The organism is Kitasatospora sp. NPDC053308 (assembly GCF_055585785.1).
Map to the genome: position 1 here is coordinate 1 of NZ_JBVJJY010000022.1, position 22,280 is coordinate 22,280.

21 protein-coding genes and 2 pseudogenes are annotated in these 22,280 nt (G+C 69.9%); 5 read left to right on the forward strand and 18 right to left on the reverse strand.

The window, feature by feature from the left end:
• Positions 1–605: 605 nt before the first annotated feature.
• Together ACZ6Y7_RS32410 and ACZ6Y7_RS32415 are read left to right on the forward strand one after the other, a co-directional pair.
• A pseudogene (locus ACZ6Y7_RS32410) lies at positions 606–1,226 on the forward strand (DEAD/DEAH box helicase family protein); the annotation flags it as partial.
• An 89-nt stretch (positions 1,227–1,315) separates the two neighbouring features.
• Complete coding sequence (locus ACZ6Y7_RS32415; RefSeq protein ID WP_465761507.1) at positions 1,316–3,154, forward strand: helicase associated domain-containing protein; 1,839 nt, start codon at positions 1,316–1,318, stop codon at positions 3,152–3,154.
• Positions 3,155–3,248: 94 nt separating this feature from the next.
• On the opposite strand, the gene ACZ6Y7_RS32420 is transcribed toward ACZ6Y7_RS32415, so the two are convergent.
• From ACZ6Y7_RS32420 to ACZ6Y7_RS32460, 9 genes are all read right to left on the reverse strand, one after another.
• The gene (locus tag ACZ6Y7_RS32420; protein ID WP_465761508.1) at positions 3,249–4,229 is read right to left on the reverse strand and encodes a helix-turn-helix domain-containing protein; all 981 of its coding nucleotides are present in this window, start codon (positions 4,227–4,229) and stop codon (positions 3,249–3,251) included.
• A complete protein-coding gene (locus tag ACZ6Y7_RS32425) occupies positions 4,216–4,680 on the reverse strand; it encodes a hypothetical protein (RefSeq protein WP_465761509.1) in 465 nt (154 codons plus the stop codon). Before ACZ6Y7_RS32425 ends, ACZ6Y7_RS32420 begins: the two co-directional genes overlap by 14 nt.
• 1,130 nt (positions 4,681–5,810) lie before the next feature.
• Positions 5,811–6,278, reverse strand: coding sequence for a hypothetical protein (locus ACZ6Y7_RS32430; RefSeq protein WP_465761510.1), 468 nt, complete (start codon positions 6,276–6,278; stop codon positions 5,811–5,813).
• Between the two features lie 47 nt (positions 6,279–6,325).
• Entirely contained in the window at positions 6,326–6,616 is a 291-nt protein-coding gene (locus tag ACZ6Y7_RS32435; protein ID WP_465761511.1) for a hypothetical protein, read from the reverse strand.
• Positions 6,617–6,633: 17 nt separating this feature from the next.
• A complete protein-coding gene (locus tag ACZ6Y7_RS32440; protein ID WP_465761512.1) occupies positions 6,634–7,329 on the reverse strand; it encodes a serine/threonine-protein kinase in 696 nt (231 codons plus the stop codon).
• A 993-nt stretch (positions 7,330–8,322) separates the two neighbouring features.
• On the reverse strand, positions 8,323–8,481 hold the full coding sequence (locus ACZ6Y7_RS32445) for a hypothetical protein (RefSeq protein WP_465761513.1): 159 nt from the start codon (positions 8,479–8,481) through the stop codon (positions 8,323–8,325).
• The gene (locus ACZ6Y7_RS32450) at positions 8,478–9,446 is read right to left on the reverse strand and encodes a hypothetical protein (protein ID WP_465761514.1); all 969 of its coding nucleotides are present in this window, start codon (positions 9,444–9,446) and stop codon (positions 8,478–8,480) included. The genes ACZ6Y7_RS32445 and ACZ6Y7_RS32450 overlap by 4 nt, the downstream gene beginning before the upstream one ends.
• A gap of 882 nt (positions 9,447–10,328) precedes the next feature.
• Positions 10,329–11,309 carry a terpene synthase family protein gene (locus ACZ6Y7_RS32455; protein WP_465761515.1) on the reverse strand — a complete coding sequence of 327 codons (981 nt, stop codon included), beginning with the start codon at positions 11,307–11,309 and terminating at the stop codon, positions 10,329–10,331.
• 17 nt (positions 11,310–11,326) lie between these two features.
• Entirely contained in the window at positions 11,327–12,112 is a 786-nt protein-coding gene (locus tag ACZ6Y7_RS32460; RefSeq protein ID WP_465761516.1) for a squalene/phytoene synthase family protein, read from the reverse strand.
• A 489-nt stretch (positions 12,113–12,601) separates the two neighbouring features.
• Between ACZ6Y7_RS32460 and ACZ6Y7_RS32465 the strand changes: the two genes are divergently transcribed.
• Positions 12,602–12,925, forward strand: a complete 324-nt coding sequence (locus ACZ6Y7_RS32465; RefSeq protein WP_465761517.1) for a hypothetical protein — start codon at positions 12,602–12,604, stop codon at positions 12,923–12,925.
• A 188-nt stretch (positions 12,926–13,113) separates the two neighbouring features.
• Here the strand turns inward: ACZ6Y7_RS32465 and ACZ6Y7_RS32470 are convergent, their stop codons facing one another.
• The 4 genes and pseudogenes from ACZ6Y7_RS32470 to ACZ6Y7_RS32485 all read right to left on the reverse strand — a co-directional run.
• On the reverse strand, positions 13,114–14,244 hold the full coding sequence (locus ACZ6Y7_RS32470; protein ID WP_465761518.1) for a sigma-70 family RNA polymerase sigma factor: 1,131 nt from the start codon (positions 14,242–14,244) through the stop codon (positions 13,114–13,116).
• The gene (locus ACZ6Y7_RS32475) at positions 14,237–14,425 is read right to left on the reverse strand and encodes a hypothetical protein (protein ID WP_465761519.1); all 189 of its coding nucleotides are present in this window, start codon (positions 14,423–14,425) and stop codon (positions 14,237–14,239) included. Before ACZ6Y7_RS32475 ends, ACZ6Y7_RS32470 begins: the two co-directional genes overlap by 8 nt.
• A 1,781-nt stretch (positions 14,426–16,206) precedes the next feature.
• On the reverse strand, positions 16,207–16,803 hold the full coding sequence (locus ACZ6Y7_RS32480; RefSeq protein WP_465761520.1) for a DUF4352 domain-containing protein: 597 nt from the start codon (positions 16,801–16,803) through the stop codon (positions 16,207–16,209).
• A gap of 430 nt (positions 16,804–17,233) precedes the next feature.
• Positions 17,234–17,326 (reverse strand): annotated as a pseudogene (locus ACZ6Y7_RS32485) (S1 RNA-binding domain-containing protein); the annotation flags it as partial.
• On the opposite strand from ACZ6Y7_RS32485, the gene ACZ6Y7_RS32490 reads away from it, so the two are divergent.
• Both ACZ6Y7_RS32490 and ACZ6Y7_RS32495 read left to right on the forward strand, forming a co-directional pair.
• The gene (locus tag ACZ6Y7_RS32490; RefSeq protein WP_465761521.1) at positions 17,325–18,050 is read left to right on the forward strand and encodes a hypothetical protein; all 726 of its coding nucleotides are present in this window, start codon (positions 17,325–17,327) and stop codon (positions 18,048–18,050) included. The pseudogene ACZ6Y7_RS32485 and the gene ACZ6Y7_RS32490 overlap by 2 nt on opposite strands.
• Positions 18,051–18,799: 749 nt before the next feature.
• Positions 18,800–19,312 (forward strand): hypothetical protein, encoded by a 513-nt coding sequence (locus ACZ6Y7_RS32495; RefSeq protein WP_465761522.1) that lies wholly within the window; start codon positions 18,800–18,802, stop codon positions 19,310–19,312.
• 232 nt (positions 19,313–19,544) lie between these two features.
• On the opposite strand, the gene ACZ6Y7_RS32500 is transcribed toward ACZ6Y7_RS32495, so the two are convergent.
• From ACZ6Y7_RS32500 to ACZ6Y7_RS32520, 5 genes are all read right to left on the reverse strand, one after another.
• The gene (locus ACZ6Y7_RS32500) at positions 19,545–19,865 is read right to left on the reverse strand and encodes a hypothetical protein (RefSeq protein ID WP_465761523.1); all 321 of its coding nucleotides are present in this window, start codon (positions 19,863–19,865) and stop codon (positions 19,545–19,547) included.
• Positions 19,866–19,872: 7 nt separating this feature from the next.
• Entirely contained in the window at positions 19,873–20,175 is a 303-nt protein-coding gene (locus ACZ6Y7_RS32505) for a hypothetical protein (protein ID WP_465761524.1), read from the reverse strand.
• 132 nt (positions 20,176–20,307) lie between these two features.
• Entirely contained in the window at positions 20,308–20,697 is a 390-nt protein-coding gene (locus ACZ6Y7_RS32510) for a hypothetical protein (protein ID WP_465761525.1), read from the reverse strand.
• A 280-nt stretch (positions 20,698–20,977) separates the two neighbouring features.
• A complete protein-coding gene (gene tpg, locus ACZ6Y7_RS32515) occupies positions 20,978–21,559 on the reverse strand; it encodes a telomere-protecting terminal protein Tpg (RefSeq protein WP_465761526.1) in 582 nt (193 codons plus the stop codon).
• A 99-nt stretch (positions 21,560–21,658) separates the two neighbouring features.
• Complete coding sequence (locus ACZ6Y7_RS32520) at positions 21,659–22,210, reverse strand: hypothetical protein (RefSeq protein WP_465761527.1); 552 nt, start codon at positions 22,208–22,210, stop codon at positions 21,659–21,661.
• Positions 22,211–22,280 lie beyond the last annotated feature (70 nt).

A 22,280-nucleotide genomic window follows, 5' to 3' on the forward strand; every position in this document is an offset into this window, starting at 1 on the left:
CCCCGCGGAGCGGGTCCCTACGGGCCTTCGGCCCTCCGTTCGCCACCGCCCTTCGGGCGGTGGGCGGACCCGCTCCGCGTGTCCGCACCCGGGCTTCGCCCGGGTGGGCCCGGCGCTTCGCGCTCGGGCCGGCACCACTCCGCTTCGCTCCATGGTGCCGGTGGGCTGATGCCCGATCAAGCGGTGGAACTGGAACTTTGGTTGAGCTCACCGCAGGCTGACTAGGAGAGGGGTTCGCACTGGGGGCGCGTGCGGGTCGGCTTCACTCCCCTCCATATTGGTCTAGTCCACGGCCTAGACCGCGATTCGGGCGCCTCGGCGCGTGGGGGTGCGCTACCCTGGCAGGGTGGGCAACGGTCTCCGTGTATCAGTCTTGGCCTGCCAGGCGAACCCGCCGGAACCGAGGTGCCCGCCCTGCATTTTCCGCATTCGCCGGAAATCGTGACCGGTGCTGATATCCTGCCGGATAGCCGCTTCAATCGGGCTCGTGTTCCGGGCTGCTGGATTTCTTCGCCGGTCCGTCGAATGTATCAGTAAGGCACTGTCAGAATTTCCCGCGCGGTCCCTGGTGTGGGCTCGGGAATGGATGAGGGAGACAAGTCTTCGTGAACGTCGTAAAGCCGGGCCTGACGACCGCTCAGTCTGCCGCCGGAATCTCGCTGCGCGGGCACCAGGAGGAGGCCCTGGAGGCCATCGTGCGGGGCCTGACGCCCCGTCCGGGACACCCGGTGCCGTCCAACGGGCTGCGGGTGACTGTGCAGATGGCCACCGGGTCCGGCAAGTCGTACGTCGGCGCGGCGGCCGGGCAGAAGCTCGTGCCCCGCGGCGTGGTCCTGGTCGTGGTGCCGACGCTGGACCTGCTGGTGCAGATGATTGGCTCGTGGCGGGCAGCCGGCCGCGCCGGGGACATGCACGCCGTCTGTTCTCTGGTCGACTCCGAGCTGCCGTACGGGGTAAGGGCTACCACCAGCCCGCTGATGATCGGCATGTGGCTTTCCCACGCGGCCAAGCACCGCCGGCCGGCCACGCTGTTCGCGACCTATACCTCGGTCGGTGCCGTGGCGGACGCCTACGGGCACTGGGCCGCCCGCGAGGGCGAGCTGCTGCCCCCTCTCGGACTGATGGTCTGTGACGAGGCGCACCGTTCCTCCGGCAGTGTCGAGAAGACCTGGACGGTGGTGCACGACCAGGGCGCCATCCCCGCCGACCGCCGGCTCTACATGACCGCCACCCCCGGATCTGGGCGCCGCCCAGCAGTGCCATGCGGCGGCGTGAGGACGCCCTTCAGCCGCTGCCGGAGGAGCTGGCGGTGTCCATGGACGACCAGCGGATCTACGGCCCGCACGTGTACTCCCTGGGTCTGGCCGAGGCGATCGACCGCAAGCTGCTCGCCCCGTTCGAGATCGTGGTCCTGGAACTGCGCGACCCGCTCGGCGACCGGAAGGGCGCCGAGCGGCAGGGCGTGCCGTGGGGCCCGGGGGTCGGGGAAGCCGAGGACGGCAGTGAGGACGAGGTGCCGGCCGCGCGCATCGCGGCCATCCAGGCCGGGCTGGTCAAGACGGTGGTGGAGCGGGGGTTGGAGCGCTGCATCACGTTCCATAACCGCACGATCGAGGCTCGCTATTTCTCGGAGACGCTGAACCAGACGGTCGAGAAGCTGCACTTCGAAAATCCCGCGAAGTACCCGGCGGAGTTCTGGGCGCAGTGGCTCTCCGGTGAACATGGGATCGACTACCGCAAGGAGCTCATCAGTGACTTCGGGAAGGGCAATGAGGACGACGGGCTCAAGCATCGGATTTTCAGCAACTGCCGGGTGCTGGGCGAGGGAGTCGACATGCCGAATGCGGATTCGGTTCTCCTTCAGGGCCGGGGCAGCATGGTGGATATCGTCCAGGCCATCGGAAGGGCCCTGCGCATGCAGCCCGGCGAGGGAAAGACCGCCAGCCTGATCGTGCCGGTCTTCCTCAAGCCTGGAGAGGAGCCGGGTGACATTCTGGAGTCGGACTCCTACGGCCCGCTGGTCAAGATCCTCACTGCGCTGCGCAGCCACGACGCGAAGGTGGTCGAGGCCCTGGCGGTGCCGCAGAAGTCGGGCAAGCGGACGAAGGGGCGCAGCGCCGAGGCGGCTGTCGGGCCTGGTGAGAGCGGTTTTGAGGATGCCGCGGGTGGGTCGGGGGCGTTCACGCTGCCGGTGCGGTTCCAGGTGCCGGTGGACGAGAACGTGCTGGCGCTGTTCATCGCGTCGCGGGTGCTGACGGGTGAGAACCAGTTCTGGCGGGAGGGGATCAGCCACGCCCGCCGGTGGTTCGAGGAGACCGGCGGGCTCGATGTCCCGTATTCCGCGATGGTCGGGGAAGAGGGGAGTTTCCCGCTCGGGAAATGGCTCTCCGACCGGCGTAGCGAGCACGCGGCGGGTGAATTGGCGCGCCACCGGGTGGAGATGCTGGATGCGCTCGGGATGGTCTGGTCCGTGAGCGACGCGCGGTTCGAGGCCGGGCTGGACTGGGCGCGGGTGTGGGCGAAGGGCCACGGGGGCTCTTTGGCGGCGCCGGCGCGGGCCTCGATCGGCGGGTACGCGATCGGGACATGGCTGGCGGAGCTGCGGGCCGCCGCGCAGGTGCCGGCTGACCAGCCGGGCGCCCTCGCGCCGCAGCGGCGGGCCGCGTTGGAGGAGATCGACCCCTGGTGGTGCCCGGCCTGGGCGATCACCTGGCAGCGTGTCTACGCCACCGCCCGGCAGTGGTGGCTGGAGGCCGACGGCAAGGTCGACTGGGCCGCGCTGCCCGAGGACACCGTGTTCGAGGGCGAGCAGCTCGGCCGCTGGGTGAAGGCACAGCGGGCCGGCTGGCCGGACCTGGTGGAGGACCAGCGGGACCTGCTGGCGGCGATCGGCATCGAGGAGGACCCGGAGCTGGTCGCCGCGAAGCGGGCCGTGGAGGCGAAGCCGAAGCTGTCCCGTGCGGACCGGTTCCAGCTCCACCTGGCGGCCCTCGCGGAGTTCGTCGAGCGGGAGGGCCACGCCCGGGTTCCGCGCCCGTACAAGACGAGCGAAGGGCTGTCGCTGGGCGCCTGGGTCAACAACACCAAGGCCCGCCGGGACAAGCTGTCCGCCGAGCAGCTCGGGCAGCTGGAAGCGCTCGGGGTGGCCTGGTAGGTCCTCGGGGGCAGGATGTTTGCGCGGACGTGGGGAAGGGCGCCTCTGCTGGGCAGAGGCGCCCTTTGGTGGTGTGGGCGGGGGTGTGGGTCGGTTAGCGACGGCCGGAGACCGAGTCGAGCGCTATGGTGCCGGCGACCGCCATTGTGATGGCGTCGGTCCAGCTCATCAGGCTGTTGGCGGCGGCGATGCCGATGGTTGCCCAGATCGTTCCGGCGACGGCTATGTATCGCGGTGCCAGGCCGCGGAAGGGCCTGGCCCCGGGTAACGCCGGGACGATTCGCGGTCGGCGGTTCCATTGCAGCTGCAAGGTGCTGGAGGCGTTTGGTGTTCGGGGTGGGTGGCGCAGTTGGGCGATCTTGAGTCTGGTGACCGTGTCGTGCCACACGATGGTGTCTGCGTCGCTGACACCGCAGCCGCGCAGGAAGATGTGAAGGAGTTCGGTGGTGGGTAGTTGGTGGCCGGCGAGGAGTTGCTGGAAGGTCTCTCCGGAGATCTCGTAGGTGTCGCGGGTTCGCTGCTGGAGTTGTCGGATGGTGAGTTTGTGGCTGTCCATGAGTTCCTTCATGACACCGATGAAGTCCTCGGGGGTGGTGCAGAGCGACAGCGCGGTGGGGATGGGGCCGCTGGGTCCTGTGCGGTCGTGGTCGACGAACTGGCGGACGAGCGTGAGCAGGCCGAGGTCGGTGACGGCGGGCGCGGGCGGGGTGGTTTCGGGGCGTGCTGTCTGTCGGCGGTGCGGGCGCTGTCCGGGGACGGCGGAGTCGGCAGCGTCATCGGTGGCTTTGGCGACTGTGGAGCTGGCGACTGACCCACGGGCGGTGTCCCACATGTCAAACCACTGGGTGAGGTCGCTACCGGCGTCGCAGGCCTGAACGAAGGCTGCGACAGTTTCCCACTTGGGCAGGCTTGTGCCGGAAGCCGCGCGGGAGAGCGAGGTGGTCGAGAAGTGGCATTCCTTGGAGAGTTCGGCGAAGGTCTTTCCACTCTGGTGACGCAGAGCCCGGAGCTCGCCGGCGAGCGCGGCGAGCCCCGGGGGTGACCCCGCAGGGATCTGTTTCTCAGGCCTGGCCATCAACCAGCTTCTCGATGGTCGGCAGGCCAGCAGACGGTACCGGTTGCGGTGACTGCAGGGGGACGACGGCGTTCGGGTTCACCCTGGACCTGACGTACTGGGTGGTGTGGGTGATGGTGATGCTCTCACCCGGCTCCAGGCGCATCAGAGCGGCCAGGGTGTCGGGGTCGGCGATCAGGCTGCGGATCTCGGGCGCCGGGGAGGCGTCGGGCAGCTCGGCAGCCACGGTAACGGTTTCGGTGCGCTCCGGGGTGTCGCTGGTCGTGGGCGAGGCGATGTGCCCGTACTTGGTCATGTAGTAGCGGAACTGCGCCTCCCCCCATCCCAGGCCGATGGCCGACGCTCCTTCGACGTCGATGCCGTAGTGGTTGGCGATGTAGCCGACCACGGAGCCGGAGATGGCTGCGCCGATGGCGCTGCCCTGCGGTGTGTGCAGGAACTTGAGCTTCAACGTGTGGTGTCCCGTCCGGGCGGTCCGCGCGCGGGGGCGCGCGGAGGCGGTGATGACCGCGAGCGGAGGTGTCCGCGGTCAGGGGCCGGAGGTGGCCGAGCACGGGCGCGCTCGGCCACGACGGCTGTGTGGGTGGGCGTCCTCCGATCTCGCTTGCCTGGCGACTTCCTCAGCGGCTGGATGTGCTGGCCGAGCGAGAGCACCACCTCTCGCGCGCCTGCGCGACAGCGCCGTGGCACTGCCGTTCCCTAAGTGTGCCGCATGCCGAGCTGTCGTCATATCCGTTGATTTACAGCTGAGTTGATCGGTATCGGCTGATCGGGAGCGCTTGAAGAGCTACGGCAGGCGCATCGAGGCGAATCCCTTGTGCACTGGGCCGAGATGGCTCACAATGCGCCGACTGTCGCGTTCGCTGCGAGGAGGTCGCCGGCCTCCGCGTCACACATGTGTCCGATTCAAGGCATATGGGCGATACAACCGCCGCAGGGCTGATCTGATGTTTCACGCCGCCCTGTCCCGGTAGGGATCGGAAACAACAGCGCGTCGGAAACCTGCAGCTTAGCGAGGTCGGCTTTGCGTTGTTTCTCCGAGAAAAAACAAGACGAGATCGGGCTTACGGGCTGCCAGAAGCCGCTGGTTCCCACCGCCGTGTGGTGCACTATGGGTGTTGGCGGCTTCACGCCGCTCCCGTCCAAGGCGTCGATCTCGCTTGCCTGAGCGCACCTTGGCGGCCTCCCGCACCACCGGGAGGCCAAGACTTCCGCTCCACAGGAGCGACATCACCCGCCCGTCGAGCACCGCTCCGGGATCGGGTGGAATGTTTACCGGGCGCAACAACCCCAGAACAACCCCGACGGCGCCAGTGCCAGCACCATCGCGGCGGGCACTTGCCCCGGCAGCGTGTTCGCCCCGGCGACGAGCCGACAGCCGGTCCGTGATATACATCACCAGCATGACCCGGGCGTGTCGAATCCGCGGCACCCGAGCGCAAGCACGTCATCGGGCCGGTCCCCGACCGGGACACCGTGCTTCGTGCAGACCGCCGGGCCCGGAAGGAACTCGTCGCGGCACTCGCTGTGCGTCCTCGCGCTGGTGGGCGGGGTTCGCCTCGAATCCGGCCGCGCCGGGGGTCAAGGGTCGGGGATGTCGTGCGGGTCGTCGTACAACCCGTTCGCGTAACGCTTCAGGGCGTCGCGGAGCCGCTCGGGGTCGACAGTGCGCGGGCTGATGGCGTCGTCCCGGTAGACCCACAGGCCGCCGCCCTCCCGTCCTTCGGCGCCATGCTTGGTGCACCAGGCCTCGGAGGGCTCGTTGGCCGGACGGAACCACACAGCGATGGCGGCGAGTCCCGTCCCCTTCGGGTGCTCGACGGCAATGCGCTCCAGCGCGCCCCACCGGAGGGTGAAGGTCTTCGCTCCGTGCGGTTCGAGGGCGCCGTCCTCCGTGAGGCGGTGCTGCTGGTCTCCCCGCCAGGTGCTGACGGTGAGGCCGTGCGCGTCGAGGGTGACCACGTCCGACTTGGACTTGGCTCCGACGATCAGGCCCACCAGCCAGAGGACGAAGCCGAGAAGGCCGCCGAGCATCGCGGCCCCCAGCATGGCGTTCCTCAGTCGGTTGTCGCCGACGAGCTCCAGCGACCCCAGGCTCAGGACGGGAGCGGGTAGGTGAGGGCGGCGAGGAGCCCGCCGATCGCGAGGCCCGCGTACCCTCCGATCTTCCCCGCAGAGATGGAGTAGTACCACGCGATCTCGAACTGCTTGTTCGTGACCGTCGCGGAATCCCCCGGCGGGACTTGCTCCCAGGGCGTCGTCTTCCGCTCGGGAGCGCGGGAGGGTGGCGCCAGCAGCTTCCGTGCCGCGTCCACGGTAGGGCGCCGGGCCGGATCCTTCTCCAGGAGGGCGAGGAGCAGCGGGGCCAGCCAAGCCGCCCGCTCCATAGGCCTCGGCTCCTCCGTCAGCGCGGCGGTCGGTTCTCCGGGCGGAACGGCAGGACTCCCTCCAGCGCCTCGTACAGCGTCACGCCCAGCGAGAAGAGGTCGGCGCGGCCGTCGCTCTCGGCTCCCTGCCAGCGTTCCGGTGCCATGTAGCCGGGCGAGCCGATGACGAGGGTGGTGCGGGTGAGCCGGGGGTCGGTCTGCGCGACGGCGATACCGAAGTCGGCGAGCAGGACCGAACCGTCCGCGGCGAGCAGCACGTTGGCCGGCTTGAAGTCGCGGTGCACGACGCCGGCCCGGTGCGCGGCGTCCAGTGCGCCGAGCAGCGCCTCGGCGACCCGGACCGCCCGCTCCGGGTCCAGCGGCCCGTCGCGCTTCAACTCCTCGGCGAGGGAGTGCCCGTCGACCCACTGCATGACGATCCAGGGGACGCGCCACCGGCCTTCGTCGACCTCGACGACGTCGTACACGGTGACGATGTGCGGGTGGTCGCGCAGCCGGGCGGCGTTCCGGGCCTCGCGGGCGGCGCGGGCCAGCAGTTCCGCGCGGGCCTCGTCGGGCAGCGCCCCGTCGAGGCGTACCTGTTTGACCGCGACGTCCACCCCGAGCACCGGATCGTGCGCCTGCCAGACCTGGCCGAAGCCGCCGGCACCGAGCGGACGGGCCAGGGTGTAGCGTCCGCCGATCACCGTGCCGGGCCGTGCCTGCGCTGCCATTGTTCCCCCAACTCCGGTCCCTCGCCGCGGATCATCGCGGTGCGGTGGGAAACAGGGTAGGGACGCTCTCCTTGCCGGCGACGGCTTTCACAGGATCGCTACGCGGCCCGTCACCACACCGTGGCCGGTCGCTCTATCGCTCGGACGGCCCCCAGTACCCTGCCTGGCTGCGCAGCTACGAGCAGCAGCCGCACGATGCCCCCGGCGCCCGGCCGCAGGCAGAGCAGCGGCCGCGAAGACGCCGGGACCGGAAGACCAGCCGCTGCCAGGACCTGGCCGGACGCAGCGACCCGGCAGCAGCCACGACGGCAAACGGACGGCGGCACAACGGCCAGCGGCAGGCCACAGACGGCCATCGCCCTCGGGCGCCCGTCGATCAGGAACTCGGGCGGGACCTTGCCCAGCAGTGACCCAAGCGACCCGCACGACGGCGAACGGCCAGCCGGCCGGGCACAGGCAGGCCGTGGACCGCGGCACGGCAGCGGCACAACGAAGGCCCTGGGCCGGCAGCGACGGCGACCCAGCGGCGGCGGGCGGCCGGACGACGGCGCGCCGGCGACACAACGGCCGAACCACGACCGGGGCAGGCAATCCAGCGGGCAGGCGACAGGCGGCACAACGGCCGAAGGCGGCCAGGCGAACCTGCAGCTGGCCGCCGAGGAGAACCCCCACCGCCGCGGAGACCACGACCACGAAGCCGACCTCGCCCAGGCCCTCAACGACCTGACCCGCCGCGCCGCCGCCGGCCACGCTACCCACACCGAACAAGCCCTGGCAGCGGCAGATGGAGGAGGTGGCCCGCGAACGGCAGGAGCCGAGCAGGTGCGCGTGCTCGCGGTGCTGGCCCGCGCGGGCACCGGATGCAGCACTGACGGACAAATTGGGGGTGAGTTACGTCTTCTCTCCCTGCCCCGGCCGCTCCGGCTGACCGGCCTGGATGGGTTAGCGCCTCGGAGATCACCGGGGTATCCGAGGCGGCGGGGCGTCAGGCATCTACAGCTTGAGCCGGGATCGGACGGAGCGGTACGCGGCCCCGTACTGCTTGAGCCGGGATCGGACGGAGCGGTTCGCGGCTGCGGACGCCGTAACGACGAGCGCGGTGGCGAGTCCGCCGAGGAAGCTGGGCAGGGCCGCGTACAGGATCTCGTTCATCGAGCCGCCGCCATCGCGCGCTGGGTGTGGCGGTCGCCGAGTCGGCGGAGCTTGCGGCGGACCCGATCACCGAACTGCTCGGTGTTCCCGGTGGCCCTGGCAGCGTCCGGCCACGCGCCGATGCCCTCGGCGTACACCCCCGCGACCGCAGCCTCGACCGTGTCAAGGCTGCGCAGCACCGCGCGGATGCGCTCATCGCCGATTTCCCTGGACAGTGCGAGGTCTTCGGCTGAGCGGTGGTCGGCCAGGGCCTCCTGGAGCGTGATGCCGTCCGCGACCGTCACACCGGCCATCCTGACCCGGGCTCCACAGGCCTTGCGCTCCCACAGCGGCTGCCACCGTCGGTGTTCGGCATGGGTATATGCGCGCAGGATGGCTAGCAGCTCCGGGTCGGTGAGGAAGGTGCCCAGTCGGTCGACCCAGTCCCCGAGCAGAGCGTCGGTCACCGCCTCGCGCCACCGCTCGGGGTGGGCGATGCCGAGCGTACTGCGGGTGAATTCGTCGACGCCCGCGGCGTCGCCCTCGATCGCCGCGTTCCGGGCCACCAGGGCAGCTGTCAAGGCTTCGCGGGTGGCCGGCATCGTTTCAACAAGACGGATGGCCTCGGCCAGTCTGAGCAGCACCATGGCGATGAAGTTCACCGGGGAGTGCCGCGTACTGTCCTGGCTGTATGGCTTCTCCTCGCTGTTGCAGCCGCCGGAGAGCTTGCAGAGGGTGCAGAAGTGGAACATGTAGATGTTGTGCTCCGCCAACTGGTCCTGGGTGTCGCGGAGCATGGTGATCGTCCGCAGCGCGGTGTCCGGTGCGGTGCTGTTCTCCGGCGGGGGGAAGACGACGAGGCGGGCCCGACCCTCACTCCAGTCCGCGGCCCCGTTCAGTTTTTCGATGATGACCGCTTCCAGAGCATCGAGAGTCTGTGCGCTCGCCTCGTCGTTCTTGAAGTTGGTGATGAGAAGGAGGGACATCTCCTGTGGCTCCTTGCCGGTGACTGCGAATCAAGCCTTCACCTCCATGGCCTGGGGGCAGGTGCGACCGGCAAAGAATCTTGGGAATCCCAACGTGACCTGTATCACATTGGCTATGCGCCACACCCCAGGGTCAACTGCGGCGCCCCCAGGTCATCACGCGCAGCCGACTACGACAGCACGGCGACGGCGCCCGACTGCGGCAGAACGACGGACGCGGCGACGGGCACGGCCTGGGCACGAGTTAGCCTTCCAGTTCCCTCCAGCCGGTGCCTTGCTGCTGATCCAGCCGCCGGTACGCACCGGTCATCACCCGCACTTCCCCGCCAGACTCCGTGTGCCACTCTGCGCCCACCAGCCATCGAGGCCCATCCCAAGACCTCTGTCGGGATCACGGCCCTGCACCGGGTGCAGGCTGGCACTCGTCGTCGAGGCCACGTCACACGACACGGACGAGAACGCGAAGTCGCTGATCGCCTGGGCGGTGAACGATCCGGACGACACCATCGCCGTGACAGCCGCCGAGGCTGCGGCTCGCCACGCTCACACCGATGCCTTCGACGGTCTCGCCGCCGGGCGCTCGCTGGCTGCCCTCGGCGGAGTTCATTCGGCCCAGGCCGACCTGCGGCGCCGGACGGCGGCGGTGCGGGGCTCGGCAGCCATGGGGCCGTCCTTCGCCCGGCCGGGGGCCGGTCAGTCCCCGGCCGGTCCGGAGGTGTAGGCCAGGCCGCCTTCTCCCAGCGCCCGCCGCCGACCGCCCGCGGGACAGGCGGCCGGCGGCGGGGCGGCCGGGACGGGAAACCCGGACACCAAGACGTCATCAGCGAATAAGAACCCGCAGGCCAGCAGCCCTCGACCTCGCCGCACAGGTTAAAGATGAAGTTAGAGGCCGATGTCGTATCGTCCGGTCTCGTGGAGCCAAGCCAGGTGTCCGGCGATCTGGTCCTCCAGCCCGCGCAGGTAGCGGGCGATCACATCGCAGCCGCGCCGGCGCAGGCCTGCGGCGAGTTGGGTGAACCGGGCCGTGTCACGTTCGACTTCGACGGCGGTGATGTCGATGCCCTCCTGGACGGTGTGGCCATGATGGTGGGCGAGGACCATGGGCAGGTTGGCGATGTGATTGCGGGCGACGTCGCGGGGGCAGCCGTAGACATCGTTGGTCAGGCCGATGATGCGGATCGCCAGATCGGTTGCCTCCCGGACCTCCGGGTCGAGCAGGAGGGCCGTTGGCATCTCGAAGCCCTGGGCGACCTCCGTGAGGACGAAGTGGTGGTGCAGGTGGGCGATCAGGTGCCGGATACGCCGGTACTCGGCCACTGGCGGGACGGCCTGGTGCTCGGCGTAGACGGCGTCGGCGGCGGCTCCGACGCTGTAGTGGAGCATGCCCTTGCGGATGCGCAGGACCTGCTGAGGCGTCGCTGCGTGTTCGATCCGCTGGAACAGATCGCGGTAAGCCCACTCGATGGGTGTGTTGTGCGGCACCGGCGCGGACGGGTCCTCGGCGATGCTCTCGCAGGCCAGCAGATGTGCCGAGAGATCGGTGGTGCGGCCTGCGAGGCCGAGCCCCTCGGTGTAGCGGTCGTCCTGGATGGTGGCCCAGATGCAGAACTGGGTCGCGATCAGCACCCGTTCCGTGTCGCCCTCGGGGATCATCCACGCGTAGGTGCGGCCGAGCGTGGAGTGGCGCAGGTACTCCTCGTCCGCGTCAGTGCCGATGATGCCGAAGTCGCGCAGCCACGCGAGCGTGCGCTCCTCCAGCTCGGCGACGTCCGGGTGAAGCCGGGCGGCCACCGTGAATGTAATCCGGGGGATCACCAGCTGGGCGGCGATCGCGCTTGCAGCCGCGCTACTGCCCTGTGCCATGCCTGGCTGTCCGGAGGTCATGCACCGGCTCCTTCTGCGTCGTTCGTTCCATCGCGAAGCCCGGCCGTGCGCCGGACGGCCTGGTGCGCGCGTTCGAGTGGCTCGGAGCAGAACGTCCGGGCCGGTCCTGGCGGCAGGGCGGCAAGGTAGGCATCGGCGCCGGCCAGTTCACGGCGCGCGTAGGCGACCATGTCAGCGGTGCGCCAGCCGTCGGGCCAGAAGTCCACGCCACGGTCGGTGTCCTCGTCCCGGTCGACCAGGATGTTGACGCACTGGAGTGCTCGTCCGTAGGCGATGCCCAGGGTCCGGTGCGCGCGAGTGCCGTCGTGCCACGCCCACAGGTCGGACAGCATCAGGACGAGCGTGCCGGACACCGCGTAGGTGTACCGGTCGAGCTCGGTGGCGGTCCTGACCTCGAAGCCGGCTTCGGCCCACTGAGCCATCCGTTCCGCCATGGTGGCGAACGTCTCGTACACGCGGGGCCCGATGTCCGGTGAAGGAAGTGCCGTCCACTCCGCGATCCGCAGGGTCACCCCCGGAAGGACAGCCCTATGGTTCCGGAAGAGATCGTCGAAGTCGTCCGCGGTGAACCGGGTCTGCAGCAGCCGGCCGACACCGCGCAGCAACAGGGACTTGTCTGCGGCGCCCAGCGACGGGTGGTCCTCGATCTCGTCGATCCCCCGCATGAGCAGGTAGGCGCAGGAGACCGCCTCGCCCAATCCCGGCGGCATGCTCGTCACCGGCCGGTACCAGGTCGTGCTGTACTCGCGCACCACCGCGTGCGCGTCATCGAGCGGGGTCATGTCAGCCGCCTACTAGGACCAGGACGCGGACTCGTCCTGCATCGTCGGGCAAGAGGCGGACGGACACAAGGGGCCGAGCACCACTGCGCAAGGTCGGCGGGCATTGCTTCGACAGCCCTCAGCGGCGGAGCGGCGGAGCGGCGCCGGGTTCGGGCGGCGGCCCGCGGGCAGGAGGAGGGTGTGGGCGAGCGGCGGCACCAGGAGCCGGCCGTCCCGGTCGGCGAGGCCGAGGCGCACCTGCTCGACCGGTGCGCTGCGCGAGTCGGTCGAGCAGGTGCGCACCGCCGTCCTGGTGCTGGCCGAGCGGGTGCGCGCGGCGCACCGCGGCCGGGTGTGGACCGCGCTGGGCTACCCGTCGTGGGCTGCGTACGCGGCCGGGGAACCGGGGGTGTCCCGGTCGACGGCGTACCGGCTGCTGGACCTGGCGGCGGCCGCCGAGGCGATCGAGGACGCCGTCGGCCGGGAAGCCGGGACGCAGTTGTCCCACGCGTGGGACACCGGCCTGGTGCTCCCGGTGCGGACGCCGTCGGCCCCGCCAAGGCGCACGAGACGCTGGCCAGGATCGAGCGGATCGCCGCGCTGCGCGAGGCCCTCGCCGCCCTCGCCCTGGCCATCGCCCGCACCCACGGCCACCTCGCCTGGTTCCTCGCCGACGCCACCAGCCACCTCTCCCCCGCCCTCCACTGGCGCGCCCTCGACGCCCCCGGCGGCAGATCCTTCGGCGCCGTCCTGCCCACCGAAGACGAACTCGCCGACGCCGAAGCCGCCATCCGCCTCCTCACCGACGCGCTCACCCGCACCAGCCACACCTGACCGGCCGCACCCCCGCAGGCGGCGGGGCGGCGGGCCGCCGCCGGGTTCGGGCGGCGACCGACGGGCAGGCCCGGTGCCCGCCGTGGCCGGGGAGATTGGGGAGTTGGGGCAGCGGTGGCTGCAAGACTGGCAAGCAGAGGTGGCTGGTGCCGGAGCCGCCGGCCAGGCGGTTCCGGCACCAGCGGCATCTAGGCGGCGGTGCCGGAGCGCCAGGGGCCGTCCTGGTCTCGGACGCTCCTCAGCGAAGGCCGCTTCATGATCGCGGTGAGGCGGTCCTTCGTCAGGTTGAGCGTGCTCATCAGGCGCTTGCGCGCGTGGCACAGCGTCGTCCTCGCACAGCCTGGGGTGATGCCCATGAGCTCCGCGATCTGGACGGGCGTGCTGCCCAGTTGCGTAAGGCGGATGACGCGCTGCTGCTGGGGCGGCAGCCTGGCGATCTCCCGTTCGAGGAACTCGCGCTGCATCTCCTCGTGGCGGCGGACCGCGGCCGCGCCGGCGTCCTCGGGTTCGGGATCGTCCCCGGGGGCGGTCCGGCCTCGGCCGAACGGAGTGCCGCCGCCCGCGGAACCGCTGCCGGGGCGAGGTCCGGCGGTTTGCGCGCGGTGCAGCTCGTCGCGCAGTCGGCGTACCTCGGCCTCAAGCGCGGCGATCCGCTCGGCTCCCGCATCGGCCGGTCCGACCCGCGGGTCCTCAGCCAGCTTCGGGGCCAGGCGCAGTGCCGGCCTGGACACGGGCTGGGGCAACGGTTGGTGGAGCAGCCCCAACTTCGTGGCCGACTGGACCAGAGCGATCTGGGCGCGGGCCAGGGACCGACGCGCCGTCGCGTGGGGGATGCCCAGCTCTTTAGCGATCTCGCGCAGCGACCGCTGTTCCAGGTAGACCAGCCGGATCACCCGCGCCTGCCTGGGTCCGGCGTTCATGGCGACGTCGCGAAGGACGCGCTCCACGAGTTCGTGTCCGACGAACGCCTCGATCGGGTCGTCCTCCCCGGGAAGGTCGGGGAGTTCGGCCACCGGGACCGGAGCCGCTTTGCGGAAGTGGTCGATCATCCTGGTCTTCACCGTGAGAGCGAGGTACGCCGCCCGTTTCTCCGGCTCGACCTCTTCCCAGTGCCTGTGCAGCGCCAGGAGCGCTTCTTGGATGATGTCCTCGGCGTCCGCGCCCCTGATGCCCTCGCGTGCCAGTGCGCGCACGCTTTTCGGCACTTGTTCGCGGATCAGCTGCGTGATGTCGTCGGCCCGGGTGCCCCCGGCGGGGCCGGGGATGACCCCGGCCCCGCCGAAGACGCCGGCGACCGTGTGGGTGCCGGTGTCAGGCATCGTGGCGGCTCGCGAACGGCAGCATGACGGCGGCCGCGCCGCCGAGCACCCCGATAGTGCCCTCGGCGCTCCAGCGGGCGACCAGGGCGCAGAACACCACGATCACCACGACGGCCCCGCCGGCTCCCACGAACGGCCACACCGACGGCTGCGGACCGCTGCGGGCCACGTCGGCCCGCACCGGCGTCATCTCGTACGGGCGCCCGGCTGCCGTCTGCCGGGTGATGGCCCGGCGACCGGCAGTCCCCCGCTGGTGCGCCGGCGGGACCGGACGGCCGGCCGGTCGCAGGGCGATCGGCAGGCGCCGGTTGACCGGTCGGCGGCACATCTCCGGGCGGCGCGTTACGGGACGACGCGTCGCGGGACGACGGCGCGGATCCACCGCGGCGGGCTTGCGGTGGGCGCAGCGGTCGGGGCGGCCGGGGCCGCGGGAGCCGCGCGGGTCACGGACGGGCCGTGCACCGGGACGGGGGCGGGAGGAAGGAGTGTGACCCATGGTCAGTTCCTGTCTGCTGTACGAAGGGAAGGGCGTACTGCGCGACCCGCCGGGCGTCCGCGACTCGGCAATGGACACTGAGCGCCACGGGGGTCAGCTCCACATCATCGCGTCCGTCCGAGTGACGACACGCCGACACTCTGTAGTGGCGGCTGTGAACATCACCACGCTCGCTTCGGCTTCACGCCGCTTAACGCCTGGCCCGTCTGAACACATGTCACCGCGCCTTTCAGTGCGGGGACACGGACGATCACTGTGCTCCTCCCGGCCACCGGGACGGCGGGCAGAGGCTGTCCGAAGGGAAACCCGGAGCGGGTGTGCGACTCGGCAAAAGTTCACTGCACCAGCTCCCATGACGCAGGGCCTTAGAAGGATGACTCCGTCCAGGCCAGGCGCGTTCGCCCCGCCCGGGAAGCCCCGGGCGGGGCACTACCCATCCCCCCAGCTCCGGTCGGCTGCCCAGGATCATCCAGGAGATGGACAGGCGGGGCGGCGCCGCTCGCCGTACCGGTGAGGGCGATCCCGGCCGGCATCACCGAGGCCGGCGGCGTCGGCCACCGGGAGCAACACCACCGGCGCGTGGTCCGGGTCGTACCGCTCTGACCGGCGAATGGGTCACGCTGATCGCGGTCTGCGCACTCGCCGCAGCCCTGCCCGCCACGGTGCTGAACGACCCGACGCGAGAGCTGCCCGTCCTCATCGCGACGATGGAGGCCGCCACCCAGGCGGGCGTCGACCCACGGTAGTTCCGCTTCGCCGTCGGACGCCGGCCGGAGGCAGCCGCCCGGCGGGCCATAGCCGACAGGTTGATGGCGTCGCCCGGGCGACGCCATCAAGTCGGCTACCTGCGGGTTGCTGCCGCGGCCGTCATCCCGAGTGGGCCGGCGGCAGTGGCCAGCGCGAGCGAGGCCGTGCTCTGATCCACGACACCGAGAACAACCGCCCCGGTGACGGTGGCGTAGAACGCGGCCCAGAGGGTCCGGCGGCGACCGGACCGGCCACGGTTGTCAGACCCTGGTGAGTTACTGTTCACGAGCGTTGGCCTCCTGAATCGATGCGGACGCCCTCGCGAGGGGGAGCTCGCCGACCTGGCTTTCCTAGGGCGTTGGCCGGTGAGCTCCTCCCACGAGGTACGAGGAGGCTATCCGCCGGTTCCGACAGTTCCGCCGCCCATCGACCGCTCCGGGCACAAAAGCCGCCGGATGGGATATCACAGAGGATCGACAAAGCCGGGCTTCGGGAAGCGGCACACATTTGCGCAGGTCAGAGCGCTAAATCCGCTGCTCAGAGCATGCCGTGAAACGTGCGGAACGTTTCACGATCAAGCCCGTTCCTGTGACCTAAATCACAGGAACGTGTTCTCCTTGTCGAAGTCGATCTCGCCCGTCTGATTGCCGCCCGGCTCCGACGGACCGAAGACGCAAGCGGGTGTGTCCCAGCCGACGGCGTACGTACCGGCCGCTTGCTCACCCGGAGGGGAGAGCGATGGTCAACAGCGGAGGCTGCCCCGAGTAGATCTCGTAGTCGAGTCGCCCTCCGCGCGAGGGGACGTCGTACGCCTCGGTCCCGGTGGCGTGCTGCCCAGGCTGCAGCGTTGTGGTCGCCTGGCCGTAGTCCTTACCAGCGTTCAGGATCATCACGCCAGTTTGAGCGATCGTCTGTCCGCTGGAGGAAGTCCAGCGGAAGCTGGCACCGGTGAAGTAGCCCGCTGCAGGCCCTACGTTCGTCACCGTGAGATTGACCAGCAAGTACAAGCCGCGGCTGGGCGTGCTTGGAGACGCTCCGTTCTCGCCAGCGATGCTGGAGGCATAGGTCACCCCGTTCACCCGCACCCACATCGTCGTGCCCTGCTCCCCACTGAACTGACTGGGGAACTCGGCGGCGCCGCCCACAGTAATCGTCGGACCAGCGCCGGGGACGCCACTGGTGGAGACGGAGCCCACTCCACTGGTCGTCACCGCACTGCCCGGCGCCTTGGACGAGGGCTCACCAGAGCATCCGGAAGGGCTCACCAGCGGCACCGCAAGCGCCAGCAGTACCCAGCAGCGATCCTTGATCCTCATGTCCCGCCTCTCCGCCGTCCCCGTTCGCATCGGGCGGTCAGATCGACCAACTAACGACCCCGAACTGTCGCGTGGGACGGCTGCCCCAGCGCGCCGACGCACCGGGTTCTCGCAACAGGGCCATCCGTATGGGTGCGATCCGCGGGGCGCCAGCGCTGCCCGACAACGGGTTGTCTCCGCTCTGTCCCAGGTCGGGCAGCCAGGCCGCACGGCGCAGCGGCCGGGTCCCGGGGAGACAGGGGGTGGTCCGCGGGGCCCGGCCGTGGGAGGCCAGCTGCGCCGGGGGCATGGCGCTGCTGCTCTGCTCGGCGGCCCGGTGGTGCTGTGGTGGGGCCGCCGTGGCGCAGACACTAGACCTGCTGATCAACGAGGGCCAGGGGTTTGACCTGCGATTCTTCGGCCGCGAACATGCCATCCCGGGAGTTGGCGGCTCGATCGCTGCGACGGTGCCAGAAAGAATCTCACCGCGGTGCAGTGACTCCAGGAACGCCCAGAGGCCTGGGCTCTCAGACTGCCAATCCATGCCCGCCACCTTGGCACACACGTCGTTGGCCGACGACGCCCCCATCGGACTGACAACAGACCGTAGCGGCCTCGCGATCGGCTTCACGAAATCCGTGCCTGAACCCGTTTCACCCGTTGCCGACACCGGTGAAGCCACCCGGGGCCATGAGCTCTCCGGTGCCGGACGCTCCCACGGCGGCGTGCGCACGCTCCGGCGTCCGCCGGGGGGGGCGCAATCAGTGACTTCCCGAAACCGGGCTCGTTCGCCCGTCGTGACAGCTTCCGACAATACGGCCGAGGACGCCGAGGCCCAGTTGGTCATGAGCATGGACCGCCTCATCGCCGCCTGCGAGAGCGTGGTTGAGGCGGAGGACCAACTACGCATGCAGCTGGGGCAAGCCGCCCTGGCCGGTGTCGCCTTCCATGCGATCGAGGCCCAACTGGGCCGTCTGGCAGCGCCGGCTCGTCCTGGGTCGGCGGCAACCGTCCCGCCCGCTCGGGCGCCCGACGAGGAGAAGGGTCTGGGTGAGCAGCTGGTGGCCTGTGCGACGAAGAAGGACGCCCTGGAGTTGCTCTACCGAATGCGAGTGCGTCCTGGCGAAACGCGTAGCCGCAACGCTGTCACCGAAGCGTTGCTCGCCGAACTGCTCACCTACGGCGTCAAGCTCGACCGGGGATCGGCGAACCGCTACGTCGACGGCTTCGAGATGTCGGGCTCCGGCCGGGAGGCGGGTACGCCGTGACCACGTCCAGCCAGTCGGCGTGGTGGTCCAGGAAATGCCGGGCACGCCACCAGCCGCCCAGTCCTGCCAGGTGGCGGCGATGCCGCGCACCAGGCCGGTGACGTAGCCAGCCGCGACAACCAAGGCGCCGTGCTGGTCGGGTGCACCGGCAGGAGGACCTACAACTCTCCGGTGCGGGGAATTCGGTGGTGGGGCGTGAAAAAGTCCTGGCCGTCGAGTAGACGGCCAGGACTGGGGTGTTTCGGCGACACGGAGCCGCCGGCGGGGCGGACGATGGCGGTGGCGAGATCCTTCTCGAAGTCGTCGATCCAGATGCCGAAGGCCAGACCGACGAAGGACTCGTAGTTCTTGAAGCCGACCGGCTCGGGGACAGCGGTGGTGGGTGGCTTTCTTTTCTGTGTGTGTAAACACCCGCCGCCTCAAGCCGAGCGGGACACTGTAGGAAGCTGCTTGTGAACGACCGTGGTCACAGAGCCGTGTGCACTGGATCCCGGCCAGCCCCGCCTGCCGTGAACGCGGGTGCCCGGCCTGGAGGCTGTCTGACGACGCCGCCGGTCTTGATGTGCGGGCCGGGTTCGCGTCGGCGGGGATCGGCTACGGACCGCCAGGACGAGCCAGCCCGGCGGCCCGGCCTTGCGGTGCGCACCGTCGACGCCGGGAGGCCGCAGGGGCTACCCGGCATGCGGTGTGCCGGGCGAAGGGCGCCACTAGGATCCGGGAGGCGTCACTGGACGGCGGACGGAGTGGGCATGCGCGGCGAGGACGAAGCACTAGTGAAGCGGAAGTTGGGGATATCGACCTGGCGGAACCTCTCCAAGAACAAGGTACTCAAGTTCGCGGCTGCGATGCCCGAGATGGCCACCGAGGCGCAGCTCAAGCTCATCGAGCAGTACTCCGCCTTTAAGGACCTGGGCAAGGCCAACATCGATGCGGTCAGCGAGGCCCACAGGTCCACCCTCGCGGCCAATGAGACCAGCCAGGACCACTTCTATCGGGCTTCGCAGGACCAGCGAGACGCCCTGCAGGCCGACCTCGGTCGGGACGACCTCAGTTGGGAGCAGCGGGAGGCCCTCCACGACCGCCTCGACCGGAACGTGCGGCAGGTGTACGAGAAGGACAGCGAGAGCAAGCAGTTCCTGGGGACAGGGATGAAGTGGGTGGCAGCGGGCGGTGTGGCCGCCCTCGCACTGAGCGTGGTCTTCGTTGGTGGCAAGGTCGGGGGTACGAGTGAGGACGGTTCTGAGGGACAGGGGCAGGACTGAATAGCTGTGGGTGTCTCAGGACGTTGGTTCCACGATGTCCTCGAAGGCGAGCTGCTGCGGGAAGGTCGCCATTGGCTCCGGCGGTGGTCGGCGGTGAGGCGGTAGTCGCTGCCGGCAGTGCGGCTGACCGGCGGCCGGCGGAGGGCTGAGTGTGGTCGTTCCAGCAGCTGATAGCTGACCGACTGAACGGCGGTTCCGGCCCGCCGTTCAGGGGCCGGAACCGCCTCAGGGTCTACAGGTGCGGGCCGATCACCAGCACCGTGATCACCGAGACCGGCTCGCCCCGGTCGTTCTTCTCGTCCGGCCCGTACATCCAGTAGATCCGCCAGGCCGACGGGTTGTGGTTCTCCACGTAGGAGTCCCAGACCTTCTCCGTGGTGTGCCCGGGGAACGCCTCGTACTGGTGGGAGTGCAGGCCGGGGTAGCGCGGGTCGGTCTGGAGCAGGGCGAGCGCCTTGCGGACCTTCCTCAGCTTGACCGGGTCGGCCTTCGGCCCGACCGCCAGGCGCCGCAGCGTCTCGGCGGCGTCTTCGGTGAATCGCAGAACGTGCACCGTGGTGTCAGTCCTCGTCGTCTTCCTGGTCGAGGTACTCCGAGAAGTCGCCGAGATCAACGGTCTCGCCGCGCTGCGCCTGCTCGATGCCGGCGCGGATGCGCTCGGCCAGCAGTGGGTCGGTCCACACCTGCATCTCCCGCTCCGGGATGGAGACGACGGGAGTCAGCAGCAGGACACCGTCCGGGTTGGACTCCACCCGGTAACGGCGGCCCGGCTTGGCACCGGCCCGGCCGAGGGACACCCGGCCACGGCTGTCGACTTCGGTCTCAGCGACTGTCTCGAACTCCTCGCTCTGTGTGATCGTCATGTCGGGGTTCCTCCGCGGCGGGGGCGGCTGACTTCGCCATCCCCGGGTGGTTCGTTGTCGGTACCACCCACCGTACCCACTCGGGGCAAGTGGGTAAAACCCACTTACCCCAGATGTTTGGAGGCGAGGGGGTCAGGAACCCCACTCACTGACGCAGACCGCGCACACAGACAGCTCGGTATCGGTGGTGGGGCGGCCGCACGACTGGCAGTCGTCGAGGTCGTTGTCGGCGGCGGTGAACAGGCAGGCGAAGCAGAACCAGGCGGCGCCGGGACCGAGGCTCTTGGGCATCACTTCGTGCCGGGTGTCGACGAAGGAGTCGAGCTCGCACTCGGGGCACGTGCGCAGCAGGCCGTTACCGCCCATGCGGATGTCCCATCCGCTGGCGTCGTTGAGTTCGGCGCTGATCGTCAGCGGGCGCCAGGTGCCGTCGCCCTGGATGGCGGTGAGAGCCTGCTGGTGGGTCTTGCCGGTGCAGAAGGCGAGGATCTTCGCCATGCGCTGCTGCTTGTCGTGGGCCATGCGGTCTTCCGTTCGGGCACGCCGCCGACTCCGGCGCACCGGGAAGAGCTGGCACGCGGACGGGTTCTCTGCCGGAGAAGCAGGCTTCTTCTGCCTGGCGTCTTCCAGGGGAGTCGGCCCTGGACGCCGTACGGCAAGGCCGCCGGGACGGTCTCCCGACACCATAGCGCCCACGACCGCCGTCGGCGGTGAATTGGGCGTGCAAATGAAAAAGCCCGGCCGCCTTTCGGCGGCCGGGGTTGGCCCTGTTTCGGCGACACGGGGCCGCTGGGGGATGGTTCTACAGCTCGACGTCCATCCACGCGATGTCGTTGAGCTCGACGTCGAGCCCGGCGGCGCGGCGGCCGTTGTCCTTGAAGTAGTGCTCGCGCAGGCCTTCGGCGAGGATCCGCTCCTGCTCGTCCTGGCCGGCTCCGGCGTCGCGGGCGGCGTAGAGGCGCTGGGCCACCGAGCCGGGCATCTTCTGGGTGATCATGCGTTCGCGGGGGTCGTCGGTGGAGCCGCCGGCGGCGCTGTAGCCGAAGGTCGCCTGGATGTGGAGCATGAAGCCGCGCTGTTCGGCGTCGCGGCGCACCCGCTTCTTCACGCGCGGCTGCCAGGCCGCCCGGACGGCCTTCTCGATCTTCGCGGCGTTGGCCTTGGTCATGGGGATGTCGCCGGTCAGCTCGCCGGCGGCCACGGCCTGGAGGGCGTGAGCCCAGCGCTGGGCGGTGCGCACCGAGACGCCGGCCACCTGGGCGAGGCGCTTGGTGTCGTTCTTGGCGACCTTCTCCCACAGGAACTTGACCCGGGTATTGAGGTGGACCGGGATGGGGCGGGTGCGCTCGGCGCGCTCCAGGCCCTCGTCGATCTCCCGGCTCATGGGGCATCAAGTCCTTCCTGTCGTCCCGGCGGGGACGGCGTCGTGTCGCGGGATGGTGGAGCGGGCGGCCTGCCGGGCTGGGCCGGCGGCCGGGGCCGCTTAGAAGCGGTGGCGTTCCGAGGCGACCCAGTAGGCGTGCCGGACCATCTCCTCTTCGTCGTCCTTCTCGAGGACCAGCCGCACGGCGGAGCTGTTGGCGATCGTCGTGAAAAGCGCATCGGCGCGCTCCAGGACGTGGCCGCGGAGCCGCTCCGGCGTCGGGTCGTCGGCGCGCAGCTGGGCGCGGGCGTTGCCGGGGCGGGGGATGGTTGCGGCGAAGCGGTCGTCGTCGGTCTCGACGAACTCGGTGAGCGGGTAGTAGGTGCCTTCCTTCTTCAGCTTCAGGAAGACGATCGCCCTGAGCCGATCCCGTCCCCACGCGTATCGCCGGGCCCAGGCGACGACGACTCGGTGGCGTCCGCTGTCGCCGTCGACCTCGTACTCCTGCGCCTGGTGGAAGGTCTCCTTGGTCCCGCCGGGCCATCGGTAGTACCACTCGGTGTAGGGCTCTCCGGCCGCGGAGACCTGTTCCTTCGGCCTGTCGCTGTCCGTTTCGCCGTTCAGATGGCGGTCGACGATCGCGTCGACCGCCCGGTGCAGTTCGGCTCTCAACGCTTCAAGATCCACGAGCAGACCCCCTCCCGACCCAGCAGATTCAGTTGCAACTGACAGGAAACACTCT